The following is a 17,458-nucleotide window of genomic DNA, read 5'->3' as shown; positions in this document are numbered from 1 at the left end:
GACTCCATGCTCGCATATATCATTCGCCGTTTGTTGCTGATCATTCCGACCCTGTTCGGCATCATGGTGATTAACTTCATCATTGTTCAGGGCGCGCCCGGTGGCCCCGTGGAACAGATGATCGCCAAAATAAAAGGGACAGCTGTGGATGCGACCAGCCGCTTCACCGGCGCTGGCGAAGGCGAAACGGCAGGAGCTGGGAACGCCTCTGCCCGGGGCGCCGGAGACACCAGCGGGGTTGCGTCTAAGTACCGGGGGTCACGTGGCTTGGAGCCTGAACTGATCAAACAAATTGAAAAGATGTATGGCTTTGATAAGCCCCCCCTTGAACGCTTTGTTAAAATGATCGGCGACTACGCGACATTCGATTTCGGCGATAGTTTTTTCCGCGACCGAAAGGTCATTGACTTGGTCATCGACAAGATGCCGGTGTCGATCAGCCTCGGCCTTTGGACGACGCTATTGGTCTATATGATTTCAATTCCGTTAGGAGTCGCCAAGGCCATCAGAGACGGCACAAAGTTTGATATATGGACCAGCAGCGCGGTCATTGTCGGCTATTCAATTCCCGGATTTTTGTTTGCTATTTTATTGGTCATTGTATTTGCAGGTGGAAGCTTCCTGGACTGGTTCCCCTTGCGGGGACTGACGTCACCCAATTGGGAATCCATGGGCTGGTTTGATAAAACCCTGGACTATCTTTGGCACATCACCTTGCCAGTTTTGGCGTTGGTGATTGGTGCCTTTGCCGGACTGACCATGCTGACCAAGAATTCGTTTTTGGATCAGATCAACATGCAGTATGTGACGACGGCGCGGGCCAAAGGCCTGACCCAAAATAAAGTTCTCTACGGGCATGTTTTTCGCAATGCCATGCTGATTGTCATCGCCGGGTTCCCGAGCGCATTCATCGGCATCCTATTCACGGGCGCTTTGTTGGTCGAAGTTATTTTCTCGCTCGATGGATTGGGGCTGTTGGGATTCGAAGCCGTTCTCGGTCGTGATTACCCGGTCATGTTTGGCACGCTATTTTTCTTTACGTTGTTGGGTCTACTGATGAACTTGATCGGCGATGTGATGTATCACGTGATTGATCCGCGCATCGATTTCGAAGGCCGGAGCGTATAGAGCCATGGCTAGAACGGTAAGCCCCCTTAATGCCCGACGACTGGCTAACTTCAAAGCCAACCGGCGTGGTTTTTTCTCGCTCTGGATATTTTTGGCGTTGTTTATCCCAACCCTGTTCGCCGAATTCATCGCCAACGATAAACCACTGCTGGTGAAGTTTGAGGGGAGTTATTTTGTTCCCGTTGTCGTTGACTATGCAGAGACCACTTTCGGCGGCGATTTTCCAACCTCTGCCGATTACCGCGACCCCTTCATTGCTGAAAAAATAAACAAGAACGGCTGGATGATCTGGACGCCAGTTCGATATTCCTACGACACTATCAATTACGAACTCCCCGTTCCGGCCCCGGCCCCGCCGAGCGCAGAAAATTGGCTCGGCACGGATGACCAAGGCCGCGACGTGGTTGCGCGGATGATTTATGGGTTTCGAATATCCGTTCTGTTTGGTCTAACGCTGACGATCCTAAGCTCCATCATTGGCATCGCAGCAGGTGCGGTCCAAGGGTATTTCGGCGGCATGACAGACCTTCTATTTCAGAGGTTTATTGAAATTTGGGGCGGTCTGCCGACGCTGTTTTTATTGATCATATTGGCCAGCATCGTGGAGCCAAATTTTTGGTGGCTGCTCGGATTAATGTTGTTGTTCAGTTGGGTCGGGTTGGTTGGCGTGGTGCGCGCTGAATTTCTGCGGGCGCGAAATTTCGATTACGTCAAAGCCGCACACGCGTTGGGCGTCAGCAACCGCGTCATCATGTTCAAGCACATTCTACCTAATGCCATGGTGGCAACGCTGACGTTTCTGCCTTTTATTTTAAACGGCTCCATCGTCACGCTTACCTCATTGGATTTTCTTGGCTTCGGATTGCCGGCGGGGTCCCCCTCATTGGGCGAATTGCTGATCCAGGGCAAAGCCAATCTTCAAGCACCTTGGCTGGGGATTACAGCGTTTATGGTATTGGCCGTCATGTTAAGCCTTTTGGTGTTTGTTGGCGAAGCGGTACGGGATGCCTTCGATCCCCGGAAAACATTCGCATGAGTAAGTTGTTGGAGATCGCCGACCTGCATGTGTCGTTCGGTTCGGGCGCGCGAGAGATCCAAGCGGTCCGAGGTGTATCCGTTCAAATTGCCAAGGGAGAAAGCGTGGCCCTTGTCGGTGAAAGTGGATCAGGTAAATCGGTCACAGCACTTTCGGTTCTGCAACTCCTGCCCTATCCCCTGGCGTCTCATCCGGGGGGCAGCGTGCGCTTCCAAGGGGAAGAATTAATTGGTGCGCCAGACTTTCGGCTGCGAGCGATCAGAGGCGACCGCATCTCGATGATTTTTCAGGAACCGCTGACGTCGCTCAATCCTTTGCACAGTGTCGAACACCAAATCAACGAAACCCTGATCCTCCACAAAAATATGAACCGCGATCAAGCTCGCGCGCGGGTGTTGGAGCTGATGGAATTGGTGGGCTTGGATGAATTGACGGATCGGTTAGGCGCGCTTCCTCACGAACTGTCCGGCGGTCAACGCCAACGGGTGATGATCGCCATGGCCTTGGCCAACGAGCCTGACTTGTTAATTGCGGATGAGCCGACGACAGCGGTCGATGTTACTATCCAAGCGCAAATCTTGAAACTTCTAAAAGAGCTTCAAGAAAAATTGGACATGGCGCTTTTAATGATCACCCACGATCTCGGTATCGTTCGCCATATGGCCGAACGAGTTTATGTGATGAATGAGGGACTGATTGTTGAAGAAGGTTCTGTGGGCCAAGTGTTGGACGCGCCAAGTCACGACTATACCAAGCACCTGATGGCAGCAGAACCCGGCGGCCAGCCAGAACCAGCAGATACCAATGCGCCGACGGTCATGCACACGGACAACCTTCGGGTTTGGTATCCGATTAAGAAAGGCGTCATTAAAAGCATCGTAGGCCACATCAAGGCAGTGGACGGGGTGACGCTGACCGTTCGACGTGGCCATACGTTAGGCGTGGTCGGTGAAAGCGGGTCGGGGAAAAGTTCGCTGGGGCGGGCGCTGTTGCGGCTTGAGAGAAGCGAAGGCGAAATCGTTTTTCAAGACCAAGATTTGCAAGAACTCTCAACGTCAGAACTACGCCCCTTGCGTCAACGCATGCAGATGGTTTTTCAAGACCCCTTTGGCTCCCTCAGTCCCCGCCTAACCGTCGGCCAGATTGTCGAAGAGGGATTGTTGGTACACGGCCGTGGTGGAAATGATGTGGAGCGCCGAGACTTGATCGCGGAGACTTTAAAAGAAGTCGACCTTGAAGCCGACATGATGGACCGCTACCCACACGAATTTTCCGGCGGCCAGCGCCAACGTATTTCCATCGCTCGGGCCTTGGTTCTAAAACCTGAATTCATTGTCTTGGATGAACCGACCAGCGCGCTGGATATGTCGGTGCAGGCGCAGATCGTCGACCTGCTGCGCGACCTGCAACAACGCAATAATCTGGCGTACTTGTTCATCAGCCATGATCTTCGGGTGGTGCGCGCTTTGTCTCACGAAGTCCTGGTCATGCGGAATGGAAAGGTGGTTGAACAAGGTGATGCGGATAGTGTTTTCTCATCGCCCAAAGAACCCTATACCCAAGCCCTGTTGGATGCGGCTTTAAACATGAAGGCCGATGAGACCGGCATAGTAGGACGGTAATTAATGACGACACTTCTTTTCAGTTCCAAAGGCGACAACCCGGAACTTTGGCGCAGTCGACTGGCCAAACACATTCCAGATTTGGATTTTAGAATTTGGCCGACCGACATTGGAGATAAAGAAGAAATCGAGTTTGCTCTCGCGTGGCGGCCGAAGCTGGGGGAACTCAGAAACTACCCAAACCTAAAAGCAATTTTTTCGTTGGGCGCTGGTGTGGATCATCTGATGCGCGACCCAAACTTACCCGAGGGTATTCCCGTTGTGCGGTTGGTTGATCCAGATTTAACCCGAGGCATGACCGAATATGTAACTCATTGGGTGATGCACTATCATCGCGGGTTCCATGTCTATCAGGCGCGACAGGCAGAAAACAAATGGAAGCAGAATCGCTATCCCCTCCCAAGCGAACGATCGGTCGGCATTCTTGGTCTTGGGGTCTTGGGCAGTGACGCGGCTAATTCTCTTGTCGGTTTAGGGTTCGATGTCGCGGGCTGGAGCCGATCTGAAAAGAATATTGAAGGTGCTAAATGTTATTTCGGGCAAGACGGTTTGGTGCCCTTTTTGGAGCGCACGGAAATCCTGATTTGTCTACTGCCTTTGACGCCTGAGACCGAAGGGATCATCAATGCGGAGACCTTGGCTCACCTACCCGATGGGGCGTTCGCAATTAATGCGGCGCGGGGTGCCCATATTGTCGATGATGATTTGCTAGCAGCATTGGGAAGCGGAAAAGTTGCCGCCGCGACACTCGATGTCTTTAGCCCAGAACCCTTGGCAGAAGATCATCCCTATTGGTCACATCCGAACGTGACGGTCACCCCACACATCGCCAGCCTGACCAACGCGACAACAGCGGCAGGCGAAATTGCCGCCAACATCAAACGCATCCAAGCGGGCGATCCGCCGCTTCATATCGTCGATGTAAAGGGTGGGTATTAGGTCACTTCCAAAAAGGAAACGCGCGCCGCGCCGTAGGTGCGGTCTTCAATTAGGCGGTATCCGCGGGGCGGTTCTAAAACGTATTCTTCTTCGGTCTCAACCACACAGACTGCACCCGCCTTGACCCATCCCTTGTTGATCAGGCCCTGCAAGGCGGGGATTGTCAGCTCTTGATTGTAAGGCGCATCCAGAAAAGCAACAGCGCACGGTGCCTTCGCTGCACGCGGCGGGGGCGCTAACCGTTTGGCATCAATTTTTAACAGGGTTGATTGTTTCCATACCCCTAATTGGGCGGCATTTTCCCGGACGAATTTTAGCGATCTTGCACTATTGTCGATGAAGGCTGCATGGGTTGCACCCCGGGACAATGCCTCTAGACCCAAGGCACCCGTCCCCGCAAATACATCAACCACTGACACCCCTTCAAAATCGACGGTAGGTTCTCCGTGCGACAAAATATTAAACACAGACTCCCGGGCGCGATCAGACGTCGGGCGCAGGTCTTTGCCGCCAGGGGCGTGCAGCTTTCGCCCGCGCAGATCACCGCCAACAATTCTCACTTTTTGCGCCTCGGCTTAAATTGTTTTTTTGGCCGCCTGGAACTCGGAGGTTTTTTGTTTGTCTCAGGCTTCTTCTTCGCCTGTGGTGCCACCTCGCCCAGCTGTTCACGGAGCGTCCTGCCTTTAATTTCTTCGACGCCGCCTTGTGCCAAATTCCCCAATTGAAAAGGCCCGAAGGAAATCCTAATCAACCGATTAACGGTCAAGTTCAGATGTTCCATGATTTTCCGAATTTCACGGTTCTTGCCTTCGTGGATCGAAACCGTTAGCCACGCGTTGTCACCTTGTTGGCGGTCCAGGCGCGCGACGATGGCCCCATAGGTAATCCCATCAACCGTCACGCCATCCTTCAATTTCTCGAGTGCTGCTTCATTGACGTGGCCATGCACCCGCACCCGGTAGCGCCGCGCCCATGCAGTTTTTGGCAGTTCCAGTTTTCGTGCCAGTTCCCCATCGTTGGTCAACAGCAATAAGCCTTCAGAATTATAATCCAGCCTGCCGACGGAAATTACCCGAGGCAATTCGTCTGGCAATTTCTCAAAGACGGTATCGCGACCTTCAGGGTCACTATGGCTGGTGACCTGTCCTGTTGGTTTATGATAGCGCCAAAGCCGAGACACTTCGGCCTCTGGCAATGGTTTGCCGTCAACCAAGATTTTCGACTTTGCGGTTACGGTATGTGCCGGTGTGGTCAGGACATTTCCATCAACCTTAACCCGGCCGTCCGCGATCCAGCGTTCTGCTTCCCGCCTGGAACATAAACCAGCGCGCGCCATGACTTTGGCGATGCGATCCCCTTTAGGCAGAGAAGGTTTCTCGCTCATGCTTTGTCCCTGCTGGCAGTGACGAAGGCGTTCAAAATAAGATCATCGCCGCTGCTAATGGAAAATTCTGGATGCCACTGAACGCCCAGACAAAATGATTTGGCAGGCACTTCCATTCCTTCAATCACACCATCAGGTGCACGGGCGTTGACGATCACACCGTCCGGCTCGTCCTCTGCCGCTTGATGGTGGGCGCTGTTGACGGACAGGGTGGTGGTGCCGACGATGCGGTGCAGCAAGGTGCCTTCAACGACGGCGACATCATGCCCGGCTTCATCGCGGGGATTGGGTTGTTCGTGGGGGAGAGCATCAGGGAACGCGTCTGGGATATGCTGAATGAGTTTTCCACCTAGCATCACGTGCAACAATTGTTGGCCGCCGCAAATGCCCAGCACCGGCATATCTCTCTCTAGCGCACCTTCGACGACCGCTTGTTCAAAGGCGGATCGTCTGTCCTTAGTGATGACAGTATCGTGCCGGGAATCAGCACCGAACAGGGCCGGGTCCACATCAAAGGCACCACCCGAAATCAACAAACCGTCTATCAGGTTTAAGTAGTCGTCGGCTAACTCCGCTTCGTGGGGCAGCGGCAAGGGCAAGCCACCCGCCCGCGCCACCGCACCGCAATAGTTCTCACGTAATGCGTACCAGGGAAATTTTGAATATCCGCCGGGTTCTTCCGAATCCACGGTGATGCCGATAACAGGTGTCTTCACAGATGTTTTCATGGGAAGGGAATGTATGCCTCACGTTGGTTCCTCGCAAGCGCTGCCTTGACGACGCGAGGATGGCGCGCCACGTTCGGGTTATGAGTGATTACATGGACCAGGCATTGAGTGAGGCCAAGACCGCTGCTGAGCGGGGCGAAGTCCCTGTGGGGGCTGTACTTGTGGACGGTGCGACCGGAATAATTATCGCCCGCGCTGGCAACCGTACGGAAGAAGACACAGACCCAACAGCACATGCGGAAATGCTGGTGATCCGGGACGCGGCTGCGCAACGTGGTCAACCTCGGCTCGAAGGCTGCGATCTTTATGTGACCTTGGAACCTTGCCCCATGTGTGCCGCGGCAATTTCATTCGCCCGCATCCGGCGGCTTTATTTCGGCGCGTATGATCCAAAAAGCGGCGGCATTGAACACGGCCCCAAAGTCTTTGATCATGCGACCTGTCACCACCTACCAGAAGTCATCGGCGGCGTTGGCGAACGGGAAGCGGGCGACCTGCTAAAGAAGTTTTTTTCGGAACGGCGGTGATCCGCGTGGTAGACTCTTACCCATGCTCAAGCTCGCCCCAGAGTCTGATCTAGAAACCACCGTCGAGACAGAGAACGACGATGCTATCAACTGCGCCGCCTGCGGCCATCTCGTTACCCGTCTCCGTTGGGCCATCACCAAAAACGGTCGCCACGAACACGAATTTATGAACCCGGCAGGCTTTGCGTTCCTGATCCAATGCTATTCAGAAGCCCCCGGCGCCGGAGCCCACGGCTTCCCCTCTGACGAATTCACCTGGTTCAAAGGCTACGATTGGCAAGTCGCCCAGTGCCAACATTGCGGCGTGCAATTGGGCTGGGTGTTTGTTGCGGAGAACGCGTTTTATGGGTTGATCAGGAAGCGGCTGTCAGCGGGGGAGGGGTAACCCCTCACCCCCGCACTCGAGCTTCTCTTCGCATAATGTAGAGCCCAGCGATGATGACCAGGGCTGCGCCCATGACCATATGGGAGGAGGGGACTTCGCCCCAGATGAAGTAGCCTAAGACGACCGCGTAGATGATGTTGGCGTATTTGAAAGGGGAGACGAGGGATACCTCCGCGTGCTGGAACGCCGTGATCATACAGAAATGAGCGAGGCCGTTGAGGACGCCCGCTGCAATGAACATGTGGACGTGCTCCAACTGCAGCGGTTTCCATTCATAGAAATAGGTTGAAAACCCGGCGATGGTGACCGCGACGATGGACCAGAACAGGATCGATATGGTCGTTTCGGTCTTATGTAGGCTCCGGGTTGTGATGTCGCGTAAACTGGTGAGCAGGGAGGCTGCCACCGGTAACAACAACAAGGTTTGAATTTGGAAGCCATCGGGTCGAAGCATCACCAGCACACCAATGAATCCAACGCCAACAGCCGCCCAGCGCCGCATGCCGACTTTTTCTCCGAGCAGAGGCGTCGCCAGTGCCGTCGCGAAAATTGGGCCTGTGAACAGGATGATGATGACGTCAGCAAACGGCAGTACCCGAAAACTCGACACGATAAGAACCATGGTCGAGACGGCGATCACCGCACGGGTGATCTGGCCCTTCATGTTGACGATCCTTAGACAATCAATATTGCCCTCGCGCCAAACCAATAAGGCGATGGGAATAAAGGTGAAAAGTCCCCGGTACCCAACGGTTTCGCCAACCGGATAGATTTCCGTCAACAGCTTGGTAATCGCATCCTGGACCGTAATGCACAGCCCACCCGCCAGCATGAAGATAATGCCGAGCGCGTTTGACCGTGCGGTTTGAGCCTCCGTCGTCATAAAAGGCTCAATCCATCACTCGCAATTTTTCTTTATAGACGAGGGACCGGTTTTGATAGCTCTTGGACGGGCGCATAGCCATGTCCATCATGTCCTGGCTCATTTCCTTCACGACTTTGCCCGGGCGACCGAGGATCATGGAGTTATCAGGGAATTCCTTGCCTTCGGTAATCAACGAGCCCGCACCGACCAAACAATTTTTGCCGATCTTTGCGCCATTTAAGATGACGCTGCCGATCCCGATAAGTGTGCCGTCGCCAATGGTGCAGCCATGTAGCATCACCATATGGCCAAGCGATACATTCTTGCCAAGCGTTAACGGGAATCCCGGATCGGCGTGCAAAACGCAGCCGTCTTGAACATTGCTGCCATCGCCAATCACCATCGGATCGTTATCGCCGCGCAACACCGAATTCCACCAAATGCTGACATTGTGGCCGAGGGTTACGTCGCCAATGACATGAGCCCCGGGTGCGATGTAATAATCGTCCCCTGCGGTTTTTACTTCCTTATCGCCCAAGGCGTATTTCATGCGAATTTCCTCTTATCAGAATTTTATTGCTGTGAAATGCGTAGCATTTCCACACCGGAACGTCACGGCTTGCATTGGGTTCCGGGGACATGGCAATATGACCGCATCATGAGATTCTTCGTTAAATCAATTCTGTGCCTGAGTGTGGTCGCTGTGCTGAGCGCTTGCGAAACACCGCTTAAGGTACAGACCCTGCCTGACATCACCTTCGCACACTTCGAGCCTATTCGCCTGAACGTGGTCAAAATTGAGACGGTCAGCGGCTACAAGGCTCCCCTAAAGGCTCCGAACGTGGATCATCTGTTTCAAATTACGCCGGAAAGAGCGTTGAAGAACTGGGCTAGGGATCGCTTGGCAGCGACTGGCGCCAAGGGTAATGCGCGTTTCGTCATCAAGAATGCCGCTGCAACCGAATCGAAGCTGAAAATCGATAAGGGTTTTACCGGTCAGTTCAAAAAAGAATTGTCGGAACGCTATACGGTCTTCATTGAGGCTGAGCTTCAGGTTACGGATGCAGCAGGTGCTGTTCGCGCCCAAGCCTCAGCCAAGGCCGAACGGTCCCGCACCATCACCGAAGACGCATCGCTGAACCAGCGGGAAAAGCTGTGGCATGACATCACCCGCGCAGCGATGGCTGATTTCAACGGTGCAATGGAACGCGCAATCAAGGGCCATTTTAAGGGGTGGTTGAATTAGCCAAGCAGTTGCTCAGAGCGTCCCCCATATTCCGCATAAGTTTGAAATAGGCGTTGGGGCCGGGTTTTAGGGCTGCGCCCATAGGGTCCAAAATTCCCATTCGGGCGTTTGTTCCCGCGATCAATGTCTTTATCAGCGCCGGTCGAAATTGGGGTTCGGCGAAAACGCAGCGCGCGTTGTGCTGGGCGATTTCGTGACGCAGGTGCGTGAGCTTTCTGGCCCCAGGCTTGCGGTCAGGATTGATCGTGACAGCGCCAACGGAGTGAAGCCCAAACTCGGTTTCAAAGGCGTCGTAGGCATCATGAAAAACCACATAGGGTGTATTTCGAACTGGCGCTAATTTTTGCTCTATGCCCGTGTACAAATGAGACAAACGAGCTTGAAGTTTTTCCGCGTTCGTACGGTAACGGGCAGCATTTTCTGGATCAAATTTAGTCAGCGCTCCGACCGCTGCCGTGACAATGGCGCTGGCATTGGTTGTGCTCAGCCAGATGTGCGGGTCGCCGTGATCGTGCCCCCCAGCCCCCTTGGCGACAATGACATCTGGCACGTTTACGAGTTCAATGATCTGGGCGTTCTTTGCCAGTCCCCGAATTGGTTTTATGAGAAATGTCTCCAACCCTTCACCAACCCAAAACACCAACTCGGCGCGGGCGAGTGTCCGTGCATCAGAAGGTCGTAGGCTGGTGGCATGGGGAGATGCCCCGCCGCGCACTAAGAGTTCGGGTGAGCCAATGCCTTCCATTACCCCTGCTACCAACGAATGAACAGGCAGAATGCTAACCACCACTCGGGGTGCAGCTGCGTAAGTTGGTGCCGATCCCAGGAGTGCTATGCAGACGCTCCCTATAAAAATCCAACGCTTCATGTCTTGCCAATTTTTTAGATAACGTTATAACATAACATTTCGAAGGCGATGTTATAATATTACATCCTCAGACAAGTCAACGGTGAAGCGTGATGGCATCGAGACTAAATCCGGTTCTGGCTCCGTTTCCAGCGGACAAGCATGACCATGGGGCCTGCATCGAAGACGCGATTACAATCGCCGAAGAAATTTGTACGCGTGATGGGACCGCGTTAACCGAGCTTAGACGCCGGGTACTGGAACTGGTATGGGAGGGGCATCGTCCGGTGGGCGCGTATGACTTGCTCGAGAAATTGCAACGCGAGCGCCGTAAGGCGGCACCTCCGACGGTCTATCGCGCGCTGGATTTTTTAATGGAAAATGGCCTCATCCACAAAATCGAATCTTTGAATGCCTTCGTCGGATGTGGTGCCCCGACCCAACGCCACGGCGGTCAGTTTTTAATCTGTCAGGCTTGTGGTGCTGTGGCTGAACTAAACGACGCGACCGTAACCCGGCGCATCTCAACGAAAGCCGCTGACCTGGGGTTTGAAGTCGAAAGCCAAATGGTCGAGGTATTGGGAACCTGTCCCGACTGTGCCGGGCAAAGGAAAGCCGATGCCTGACACTCACGTGACGGCGGAGCTGGATGGCCAGGCGTTGATCTCGGCAGAGAACTTAACTGTTCGGTTCGGCGGGCTCCCAGCGATAGAAAACGTCAATGTCTCCATTGGGGCGGGTGAGATCGTGACTTTGATCGGTCCGAATGGTGCTGGGAAAAGCACCCTTGTGCGGGCGCTGCTTGGCCTGATCGCGCCGACGGATGGAACCATCTCCCGACGGACTGATGTGCGGATCGGCTATGTCCCGCAGCATGTATCCGTGGATGATACGCTGCCTTTGTCTGTCGAACGTTTCTTGAGGTTGGGCGGGCGTACAAGCCAGGACCAGTTGGAAAAAGCATTGGCGGAAGTGGGCGCGTTGGATGTCATCGCGTCACCGTTTCAAAAAATTTCAGGCGGGGAACGCCGCCGCGTGCTGCTTGCCCGGGCCCTGCTGCGGGATCCAGATTTACTCGTGTTGGACGAACCGACATCGGGTGTCGATATCACTGGGCAGGCGGACATTTATAAGCTGATCGGCACCATCAGAAAGACTCATAATTGTGGCGTCCTGCTGGTGTCTCATGATTTGCACTTGGTCATGGCGGAAACAGATCAAGTCTTGTGCATGAACGGCCATGTTTGTTGTAGCGGTCATCCGTCCCATGTTAGTCAGGACCCGGCTTATCTGGAACTGTTTGGCCACGAAACCGCGCAAGGACTGGCTGTCTATACCCACCATCATGATCACACCCACGATCACACACAGGATCATGATCACGATCACGGAGATCACCCACCTCATGGATGATTTTGTAGTTCGGGCATTGGTCGCAGGGCTTGGCTTGGCGGTGGTTGCCGGGCCGCTGGGTTGCTTTGTCGTGTGGCGGCGCATGGCTTATTTTGGCGCAACCTTGGCCCATGCTGCATTATTAGGGATCGCGCTTGGCTTCTTGTTCGATGTCAGCCCCACCCTCGGAATTATTTTTGTCTGCGCCGCAGTATCGATCGTGCTTGTCGGATTTCAACGCCAGAAAAAACTTTCCGACGACACGGTGCTTGGCATTCTCGCACACGGTGCCTTGGCTGCGGGACTAATTGTGATTTCGTTTATGGAACAGCTTCGTGTTGATTTACTGGGCTATTTGTTTGGTGATATTTTGGCTGTTACGACGATGGATATTGTCTGGATCTACGGCTGCGGGGCCGTGGCTCTCGTCGTGTTAGCCCTGATTTGGCGACCGCTTTTAAGCATGACCGTGCACGAAGATATGGCACGGGTCGAAGGCGTTGCCATCACCCGGGTTCGATTGGTGTTCATGCTATTGATTGCCGTTGTCATCGCCGTCGCGATGAAGATCGTCGGGATTCTCTTGATCGTGTCCGTGCTGATTATCCCCGCCGCTACAGCGCGTCGGCTGTCTGCTTCTCCTGAGCAAATGGCTGTTTTTGCGGGCTTCATCGGATGTGTCGCAGTGGCAGGGGGAATGGCATCGTCGATGACATGGGATACACCTGCCGGACCATCCATTGTCACTGTCGCGGCGTTGGTCTTTTTTGCGGTGATGTTAGTGCCGTTGCGTATTCTAGATCGCTTATCAAACTAAGTATTCAAGATACTCCGGATCGCGCCGACCACTTCATTGACTTTAGTTGGCTTGGTTAGGTATTCCCGAAAACCAGCGCTGATGCCTTTTTCGATGTCGCCGGGCATTGCATATGCGCTTAGGGCGATGACGGGGATATCTTTGGTCTTATCGAGGCGTTGTAAATTTTTAAGTGCTTCGAACCCGGTCATATCGGGAAGATCGATGTCGAGAATAATTAAGTCCGGCCGCATTGCTTCGGCCTGTTCAATTCCTGCTTCGGCATTCTTAGCTGGAATCATGCTAAGTCCCTCAATGTGGGCAACAATGGATTTCATCAAAGCTAAATTAGCCGGGTGGTCTTCGATATAGAGGATGGTCCCATTAATATCGGGCAGCGACTTGGCTTCACCTTCTGCAGTTTCCTGATCTGTTGCCGACCCATCGTTAAAAAGTTTTTCCGCCAGTGGGAGTTCAATCCAAAATGTGGACCCTGTCCCTACCTCGGTATTAACGCCGATACGGCCGTTCATCCTTTCGATGAGTTGCTTTGTTATGGTGAGTCCGATGCCTGTGCCCTCAATCTTTGTCCCTTCAGCCAATAGCCGGCTGAAGGGCTCAAATAGCTCTCCTAACATTTCATCTGGAACGCCTTCGCCCCGATCGGTGACAGAAATATGAAGCATGCTGTCTGAGGTTTTATAACTATCAATTGTTATCATGCCATTTTCCCGGTTGTACTTGACGGCATTGGACATCAGGTTAAGCAGCGATTGCTTAAACCGGGTTTGGTCGACATGTATCAAAGTATCGGAGTCCAATCCCTCATTGATGTGAATTTCGATGCTGCGTTTATCTGCCATTGCTTGGATAAGTGAGACACATTCATCAAGGATAGATTTGACGCCCACATCTTCAATAATTAAGTCAATTTTACCGGCCTCTACTTTTGCAAGGTCCAAGACTTCGTTGATCAACTTAAGGAGATGCTCTCCGCCATCCTGAATGTGTCGGACATACCTTTTTTGACCTTCGGTTAATGGCTCTTTGGGGTTATATTCCAGTATCTGCCCGAAGCCGAGAATTGCGTTCATGGGGGTTCTGAGTTCATGACTCATGGAGGACAGAAATTCCGATTTTGCTCGGTTGGCTCTTTCAGCATCCTCTTTAGCAATGACAAGTTCTTGCTCTTTAATTTTTATTTTTTCTAAATTTGAGCCGGCCCATTGTTGCATTCGATTAAAGGCTCGAATGACATCGCCCCATTCATCGGTTCTTTGTGATTCAACAACATATTTTTTTGGGTTGTTGGGGTCGGACCCTGTGACCATCAATTGATCATGAAGGCTAATAATGGGTGACAAGACGATCCTATCCAAAATTACCATCATGACAGTCGTTACAAAAATAGAGATCAGAAGAACCAAACCGATTATCCGCCATATAAAATTGGTCACCTTGCCCTTGATTTTGATTGTATTAATTCGGGCCGAAACAAAGTAAGGCGCGCGAACGCGGCGCGGCGAAAAACGAACATCCATCCTGGTGGCGTCGGTTGATTTATGTCGAATTGTTATGTCTGGGCTTTCGAGTGGATTAGCAATCAAATTAGGTTTTTCGCCAAAATTCGAAATTTCATTTCCCGATTTATCGAAAACCTTTGCGCCAACTAAAACCGAACCATCTCGAAGAGATTTTGCAATTTTAGGAAAGCTCGAATTATCCGCCCCTAGAGAGTCCGTTGCCCGAAGAATCGTTCGGACAACAACCAACGCCTCTCGCTCAACTTCAGTGAACCGTTCTTTTTCAAAATTTTGCACTGAAAAAAATAGAATTCCTGCCTCGATGGCGAGGATTGCAAAAAACACTCCGGCTGTTATGCGCCAACAAAGGCGGCACCTAAATGCTCTTCGTATATATTGTTGAACATAGGCGATGAACCCTTGCATTTTGGTCTGTCGGTGCTCCTTAGTTATTCGATTGCAAACATACGTTTACGTAAACAATTATACCCTCAGACACGCTTCACCGTTTGTCACAAGGAAGTGAAGACATTTAAGGCCGGGGTCGCTCAGCATTCTAGGAGAGATACTGGCTGTGCTCAAACCCGATTGATCGGATCATTCCCCGCGAGCACCCGTTCGACATTGTCCCAGGCTACTTGAAACAATTTGGCCCAGGCTTGGCGGGTGACGCCGGCGATGTGCGGGGTGAATATAACCCTTTGGGCCGCGTCGCCGTTTAAGGAAAATAGGGGGTTATCAGCCTCAGGCGGCTCACTCGAATATACATCGACGGCCGCTCCTCCAATGTGTCCCGTCGTTAAATGCTGTGCGAGGGCCATTTCGTCAACGACGCCCCCCCTGGCTGCATGGATCAGGATTGAGCCGGGTTTCATGCTACTAAGTTGTGTGTCGCCAATAAGACCTTCAGTTTCTGGAATTAAAGGTACATGCAAGGTAACCACATCAGACAACTTCAACACGTCTTCAAGGGGCAACGCCAAAGCGCTTATCTGGTCTGCATCTGTTGGGTCCTTGAGGGCCGGGTCGTGATAGACAATTTTACTACCCATGCGGTGAAAGGCAGTGGCGACCGCAAGGCCAATGCTACCTAAGCCAATCACGCCGACGGTCATGTCTTCCAAGCCAGTTAGATTTTCAGAGATCATTTGCTTGCGAAAATCGACATAATTGCCTTTTTTAATTTCGGCATCTGCCCAAGCAAATCGGCGCATCAGCACCAACGCCAAGGACACCGTATATTCAGCAAGGGCCGTATTGCTGCCACCGGCAACGTTCGCAACCGCAATGCCAAGCCGCTTCATGGCGGCACCATCAAGTCGGTCCACGCCGGCACCCGTGACCTGCACCAGCTTCACAGAACTTCCTTCGAACAGGTCTGGGGAAAGCTTTGGTCCGACGGCTGGAATAACCACGGCTTTCGCATCTGCCAACAGTGTCTTTAATTCTGGGTCATCAGGGGCCCGGTATGTAATCGACGGGACAGTGGGTGGGGTTATACCAACCTGTAAAAAATCTTTTTCAGGTCGCAGGCAAACAATATCAAAAGCCATAAATTAATCCTTAGGAATCATCGGGGGGAGAATTTTCAGTGCCGGGTCGGATATCACCGACCGGGAAATAACACAGCATCATAATCGACGTATCCCCAGTATTTCGGGTTACGTGCCACTCACCCGGCGGTACGACAATTGTATCCCCGGTTTTTAAATCATGGTTACCACTGTCGGATTCCATGGTGCCTTGGCCAGACAAAATGTAGATGCATTCTTCAAAATCGGTATGGCGGTGGGGGCCACGAAGTTTTTCGCCCGCGTTAGGCACAGGAATTTCCACCAGGCGCACGGTGACACCGGACTCACCCGAAAGGCCGGACACAATTTCCAGCGACTTCCGGCCCTTAAGCCCTAAGTCCTTCGCGTCCGCTTCCGTAAAGACCCGTACCATAAATCAACCCTAAAATTCAGCCCTGAGATTCGGCCATGATGTCGCTAATTTTGATCCCCGCGCCATTATTGTCAATTGAGCGAAGTGCGGCATTAACAACTGCCAAGGCCACATTACCGTCGTTTGCCGTCAGGTCTGAAAGGGTGCCAGTGACGCACGAGTCGGCAAAGATATCGAGCTCGTCGCAGAACATATCCCCTTGAGGAATATCCAAGACTTCACGCTTGTCGTAGCCATCCTTGCCGCGCTGGATATACAGCAGCGACGTTTCATGTAACTTATCAGGGGTATCCCAATTACAAAAATCAACTTCGTAATGCATCATGCCTTTTTGACCGAAGACCCGGATTGCATAAATCCCCGCTGTGGTCCAGCTTGATCCAACATAGCCTAACGCGCCATTGGCAAATTTAAGGGTGGTCATGGACTGGTCATCCACTTCCGCACCAACAGGCGATAACTTGGAGGCAATTGAATTCACTTGTTCAATATCCCCGCCTAAATAATGAAGCGCATTAAACTGGTGGATACACAGCTGAGACAGCGGACCGCCGGGGGCTTTGTCCTTGTACCAACGCCAAGTGTCCGGCGTCAGTTCCAAGGCACGTTCGTTGGAAAAATTGGCTTCCATAAAACACAGCGTTCCCAATTCACCCGACTCAATCGCTTGCTTCATCCGTCGCGTGCCATTCAGCAGTCGTGCGCTATGCCCAACCATCATGTTAATACCGTATTGTTCCTGCAATGCTTCCATGGCGAGGCCATTTTTCAGGTTATTTGCAATTGGCTTTTCGGTGTAGACATGTTTGCCCGCCTTGGCGACTTCTTCGGCGACGGGCAGGTGATGTTCGTTGGGAACCGTTAGGATAACCCCTTTCATCTCCGGGTCTGACAGCAGGGTCTGCATGTCAGGCTGAGACGGAATACCGAACTCGTCCTGGAATTCTTGACGCTTTTCTTCTGAGCGGCTGTAGCCCGCAACAATCTTGAATTTATTAGACTTTTGGCCTGCGCGGGTCAGGACTTTGGCCCAACGGCCCAAGCCGACAATACCCAGTTTTACCGGTTCAGTCATGAAGGGAAGCTCCTTATT

The 17,458-nt window shown here is 52.6% G+C and carries 20 protein-coding genes; 10 read left to right on the top strand and 10 right to left on the bottom strand.

Going from position 1 to position 17,458, the window contains the following annotated elements:
• Positions 1–6 precede the first annotated feature (6 nt).
• The 4 genes from HOM51_08990 to HOM51_08975 are packed head-to-tail and all read left to right on the top strand — an operon-like array spanning position 7 to position 4,725.
• Positions 7–1,128 (top strand): microcin C ABC transporter permease YejB, encoded by a 1,122-nt coding sequence (locus HOM51_08990; GenBank protein MBT5034643.1) that lies wholly within the window; start codon positions 7–9, stop codon positions 1,126–1,128.
• A gap of 4 nt (positions 1,129–1,132) precedes the next feature.
• Positions 1,133–2,164 carry an ABC transporter permease gene (locus tag HOM51_08985; protein MBT5034642.1) on the top strand — a complete coding sequence of 344 codons (1,032 nt, stop codon included), beginning with the start codon at positions 1,133–1,135 and terminating at the stop codon, positions 2,162–2,164.
• Positions 2,161–3,786, top strand: a complete 1,626-nt coding sequence (locus HOM51_08980) for an ABC transporter ATP-binding protein (GenBank protein MBT5034641.1) — start codon at positions 2,161–2,163, stop codon at positions 3,784–3,786. Before HOM51_08985 ends, HOM51_08980 begins: the two co-directional genes overlap by 4 nt.
• A gap of 3 nt (positions 3,787–3,789) precedes the next feature.
• Positions 3,790–4,725 carry a glyoxylate/hydroxypyruvate reductase A gene (locus HOM51_08975; GenBank protein MBT5034640.1) on the top strand — a complete coding sequence of 312 codons (936 nt, stop codon included), beginning with the start codon at positions 3,790–3,792 and terminating at the stop codon, positions 4,723–4,725.
• Here the strand turns inward: HOM51_08975 and rsmD are convergent.
• The 3 genes from rsmD to HOM51_08960 are packed head-to-tail and all read right to left on the bottom strand — an operon-like array spanning position 4,722 to position 6,825.
• Positions 4,722–5,285 carry a 16S rRNA (guanine(966)-N(2))-methyltransferase RsmD gene (rsmD, locus tag HOM51_08970; GenBank protein MBT5034639.1) on the bottom strand — a complete coding sequence of 188 codons (564 nt, stop codon included), beginning with the start codon at positions 5,283–5,285 and terminating at the stop codon, positions 4,722–4,724. The genes HOM51_08975 and rsmD overlap by 4 nt on opposite strands.
• The gene (locus HOM51_08965; GenBank protein MBT5034638.1) at positions 5,282–6,061 is read right to left on the bottom strand and encodes an rRNA pseudouridine synthase; all 780 of its coding nucleotides are present in this window, start codon (positions 6,059–6,061) and stop codon (positions 5,282–5,284) included. The genes rsmD and HOM51_08965 overlap by 4 nt, the downstream gene beginning before the upstream one ends.
• Positions 6,062–6,105: 44 nt before the next feature.
• Entirely contained in the window at positions 6,106–6,825 is a 720-nt protein-coding gene (locus HOM51_08960; protein ID MBT5034637.1) for a gamma-glutamyl-gamma-aminobutyrate hydrolase family protein, read from the bottom strand.
• Positions 6,826–6,917: 92 nt separating this feature from the next.
• On the opposite strand from HOM51_08960, the gene HOM51_08955 reads away from it, so the two are divergent.
• Entirely contained in the window at positions 6,918–7,364 is a 447-nt protein-coding gene (locus HOM51_08955) for a nucleoside deaminase (protein ID MBT5034636.1), read from the top strand.
• Positions 7,365–7,386: 22 nt separating this feature from the next.
• A complete protein-coding gene (locus HOM51_08950; GenBank protein ID MBT5034635.1) occupies positions 7,387–7,749 on the top strand; it encodes a hypothetical protein in 363 nt (120 codons plus the stop codon).
• Between the two features lie 4 nt (positions 7,750–7,753).
• Here the strand turns inward: HOM51_08950 and HOM51_08945 are convergent, their stop codons facing one another.
• Together HOM51_08945 and HOM51_08940 are read right to left on the bottom strand one after the other, a co-directional pair.
• A complete protein-coding gene (locus HOM51_08945; protein MBT5034634.1) occupies positions 7,754–8,632 on the bottom strand; it encodes a DMT family transporter in 879 nt (292 codons plus the stop codon).
• Between the two features lie 7 nt (positions 8,633–8,639).
• The gene (locus HOM51_08940; GenBank protein ID MBT5034633.1) at positions 8,640–9,164 is read right to left on the bottom strand and encodes a gamma carbonic anhydrase family protein; all 525 of its coding nucleotides are present in this window, start codon (positions 9,162–9,164) and stop codon (positions 8,640–8,642) included.
• Positions 9,165–9,200: 36 nt separating this feature from the next.
• Here HOM51_08940 and HOM51_08935 point away from each other — a divergent pair, with 36 nt between their 5' ends.
• Positions 9,201–9,860: a hypothetical protein gene (locus HOM51_08935; GenBank protein MBT5034632.1), complete on the top strand. Its 660-nt coding sequence runs from the start codon at positions 9,201–9,203 to the stop codon at positions 9,858–9,860.
• Here the strand turns inward: HOM51_08935 and HOM51_08930 are convergent.
• Entirely contained in the window at positions 9,841–10,728 is an 888-nt protein-coding gene (locus HOM51_08930) for a zinc ABC transporter solute-binding protein (GenBank protein MBT5034631.1), read from the bottom strand. The two genes, HOM51_08935 and HOM51_08930, sit on opposite strands and share 20 nt — an antisense overlap.
• A gap of 92 nt (positions 10,729–10,820) precedes the next feature.
• Between HOM51_08930 and HOM51_08925 the strand changes: the two genes are divergently transcribed.
• The 3 genes from HOM51_08925 to znuB are packed head-to-tail and all read left to right on the top strand — an operon-like array spanning position 10,821 to position 12,916.
• On the top strand, positions 10,821–11,333 hold the full coding sequence (locus tag HOM51_08925; protein ID MBT5034630.1) for a transcriptional repressor: 513 nt from the start codon (positions 10,821–10,823) through the stop codon (positions 11,331–11,333).
• Entirely contained in the window at positions 11,326–12,120 is a 795-nt protein-coding gene (gene znuC, locus HOM51_08920) for a zinc ABC transporter ATP-binding protein ZnuC (GenBank protein MBT5034629.1), read from the top strand. The genes HOM51_08925 and znuC overlap by 8 nt, the downstream gene beginning before the upstream one ends.
• Positions 12,113–12,916: a zinc ABC transporter permease subunit ZnuB gene (gene znuB / locus HOM51_08915; GenBank protein ID MBT5034628.1), complete on the top strand. Its 804-nt coding sequence runs from the start codon at positions 12,113–12,115 to the stop codon at positions 12,914–12,916. The genes znuC and znuB overlap by 8 nt, the downstream gene beginning before the upstream one ends.
• On the opposite strand, the gene HOM51_08910 is transcribed toward znuB, so the two are convergent.
• The 4 genes from HOM51_08910 to HOM51_08895 form a co-directional block, all read right to left on the bottom strand.
• Positions 12,913–14,715, bottom strand: a complete 1,803-nt coding sequence (locus tag HOM51_08910) for a response regulator (protein MBT5034627.1) — start codon at positions 14,713–14,715, stop codon at positions 12,913–12,915. The genes znuB and HOM51_08910 overlap by 4 nt on opposite strands.
• 281 nt (positions 14,716–14,996) lie before the next feature.
• A complete protein-coding gene (locus HOM51_08905; protein MBT5034626.1) occupies positions 14,997–15,971 on the bottom strand; it encodes a hypothetical protein in 975 nt (324 codons plus the stop codon).
• A 10-nt stretch (positions 15,972–15,981) separates the two neighbouring features.
• Positions 15,982–16,365 (bottom strand): cupin domain-containing protein, encoded by a 384-nt coding sequence (locus tag HOM51_08900; GenBank protein ID MBT5034625.1) that lies wholly within the window; start codon positions 16,363–16,365, stop codon positions 15,982–15,984.
• A 16-nt stretch (positions 16,366–16,381) separates the two neighbouring features.
• The gene (locus HOM51_08895) at positions 16,382–17,440 is read right to left on the bottom strand and encodes a Gfo/Idh/MocA family oxidoreductase (protein MBT5034624.1); all 1,059 of its coding nucleotides are present in this window, start codon (positions 17,438–17,440) and stop codon (positions 16,382–16,384) included.
• Positions 17,441–17,458: the final 18 nt, after the last annotated feature.

Source organism: Rhodospirillaceae bacterium (genome assembly GCA_018660465.1).
In the GTDB taxonomy this organism is placed as follows: domain Bacteria; phylum Pseudomonadota; class Alphaproteobacteria; order Rhodospirillales; family JABJKH01; genus JABJKH01.
This window is presented reverse-complemented; position numbering and strand designations above follow the sequence as displayed.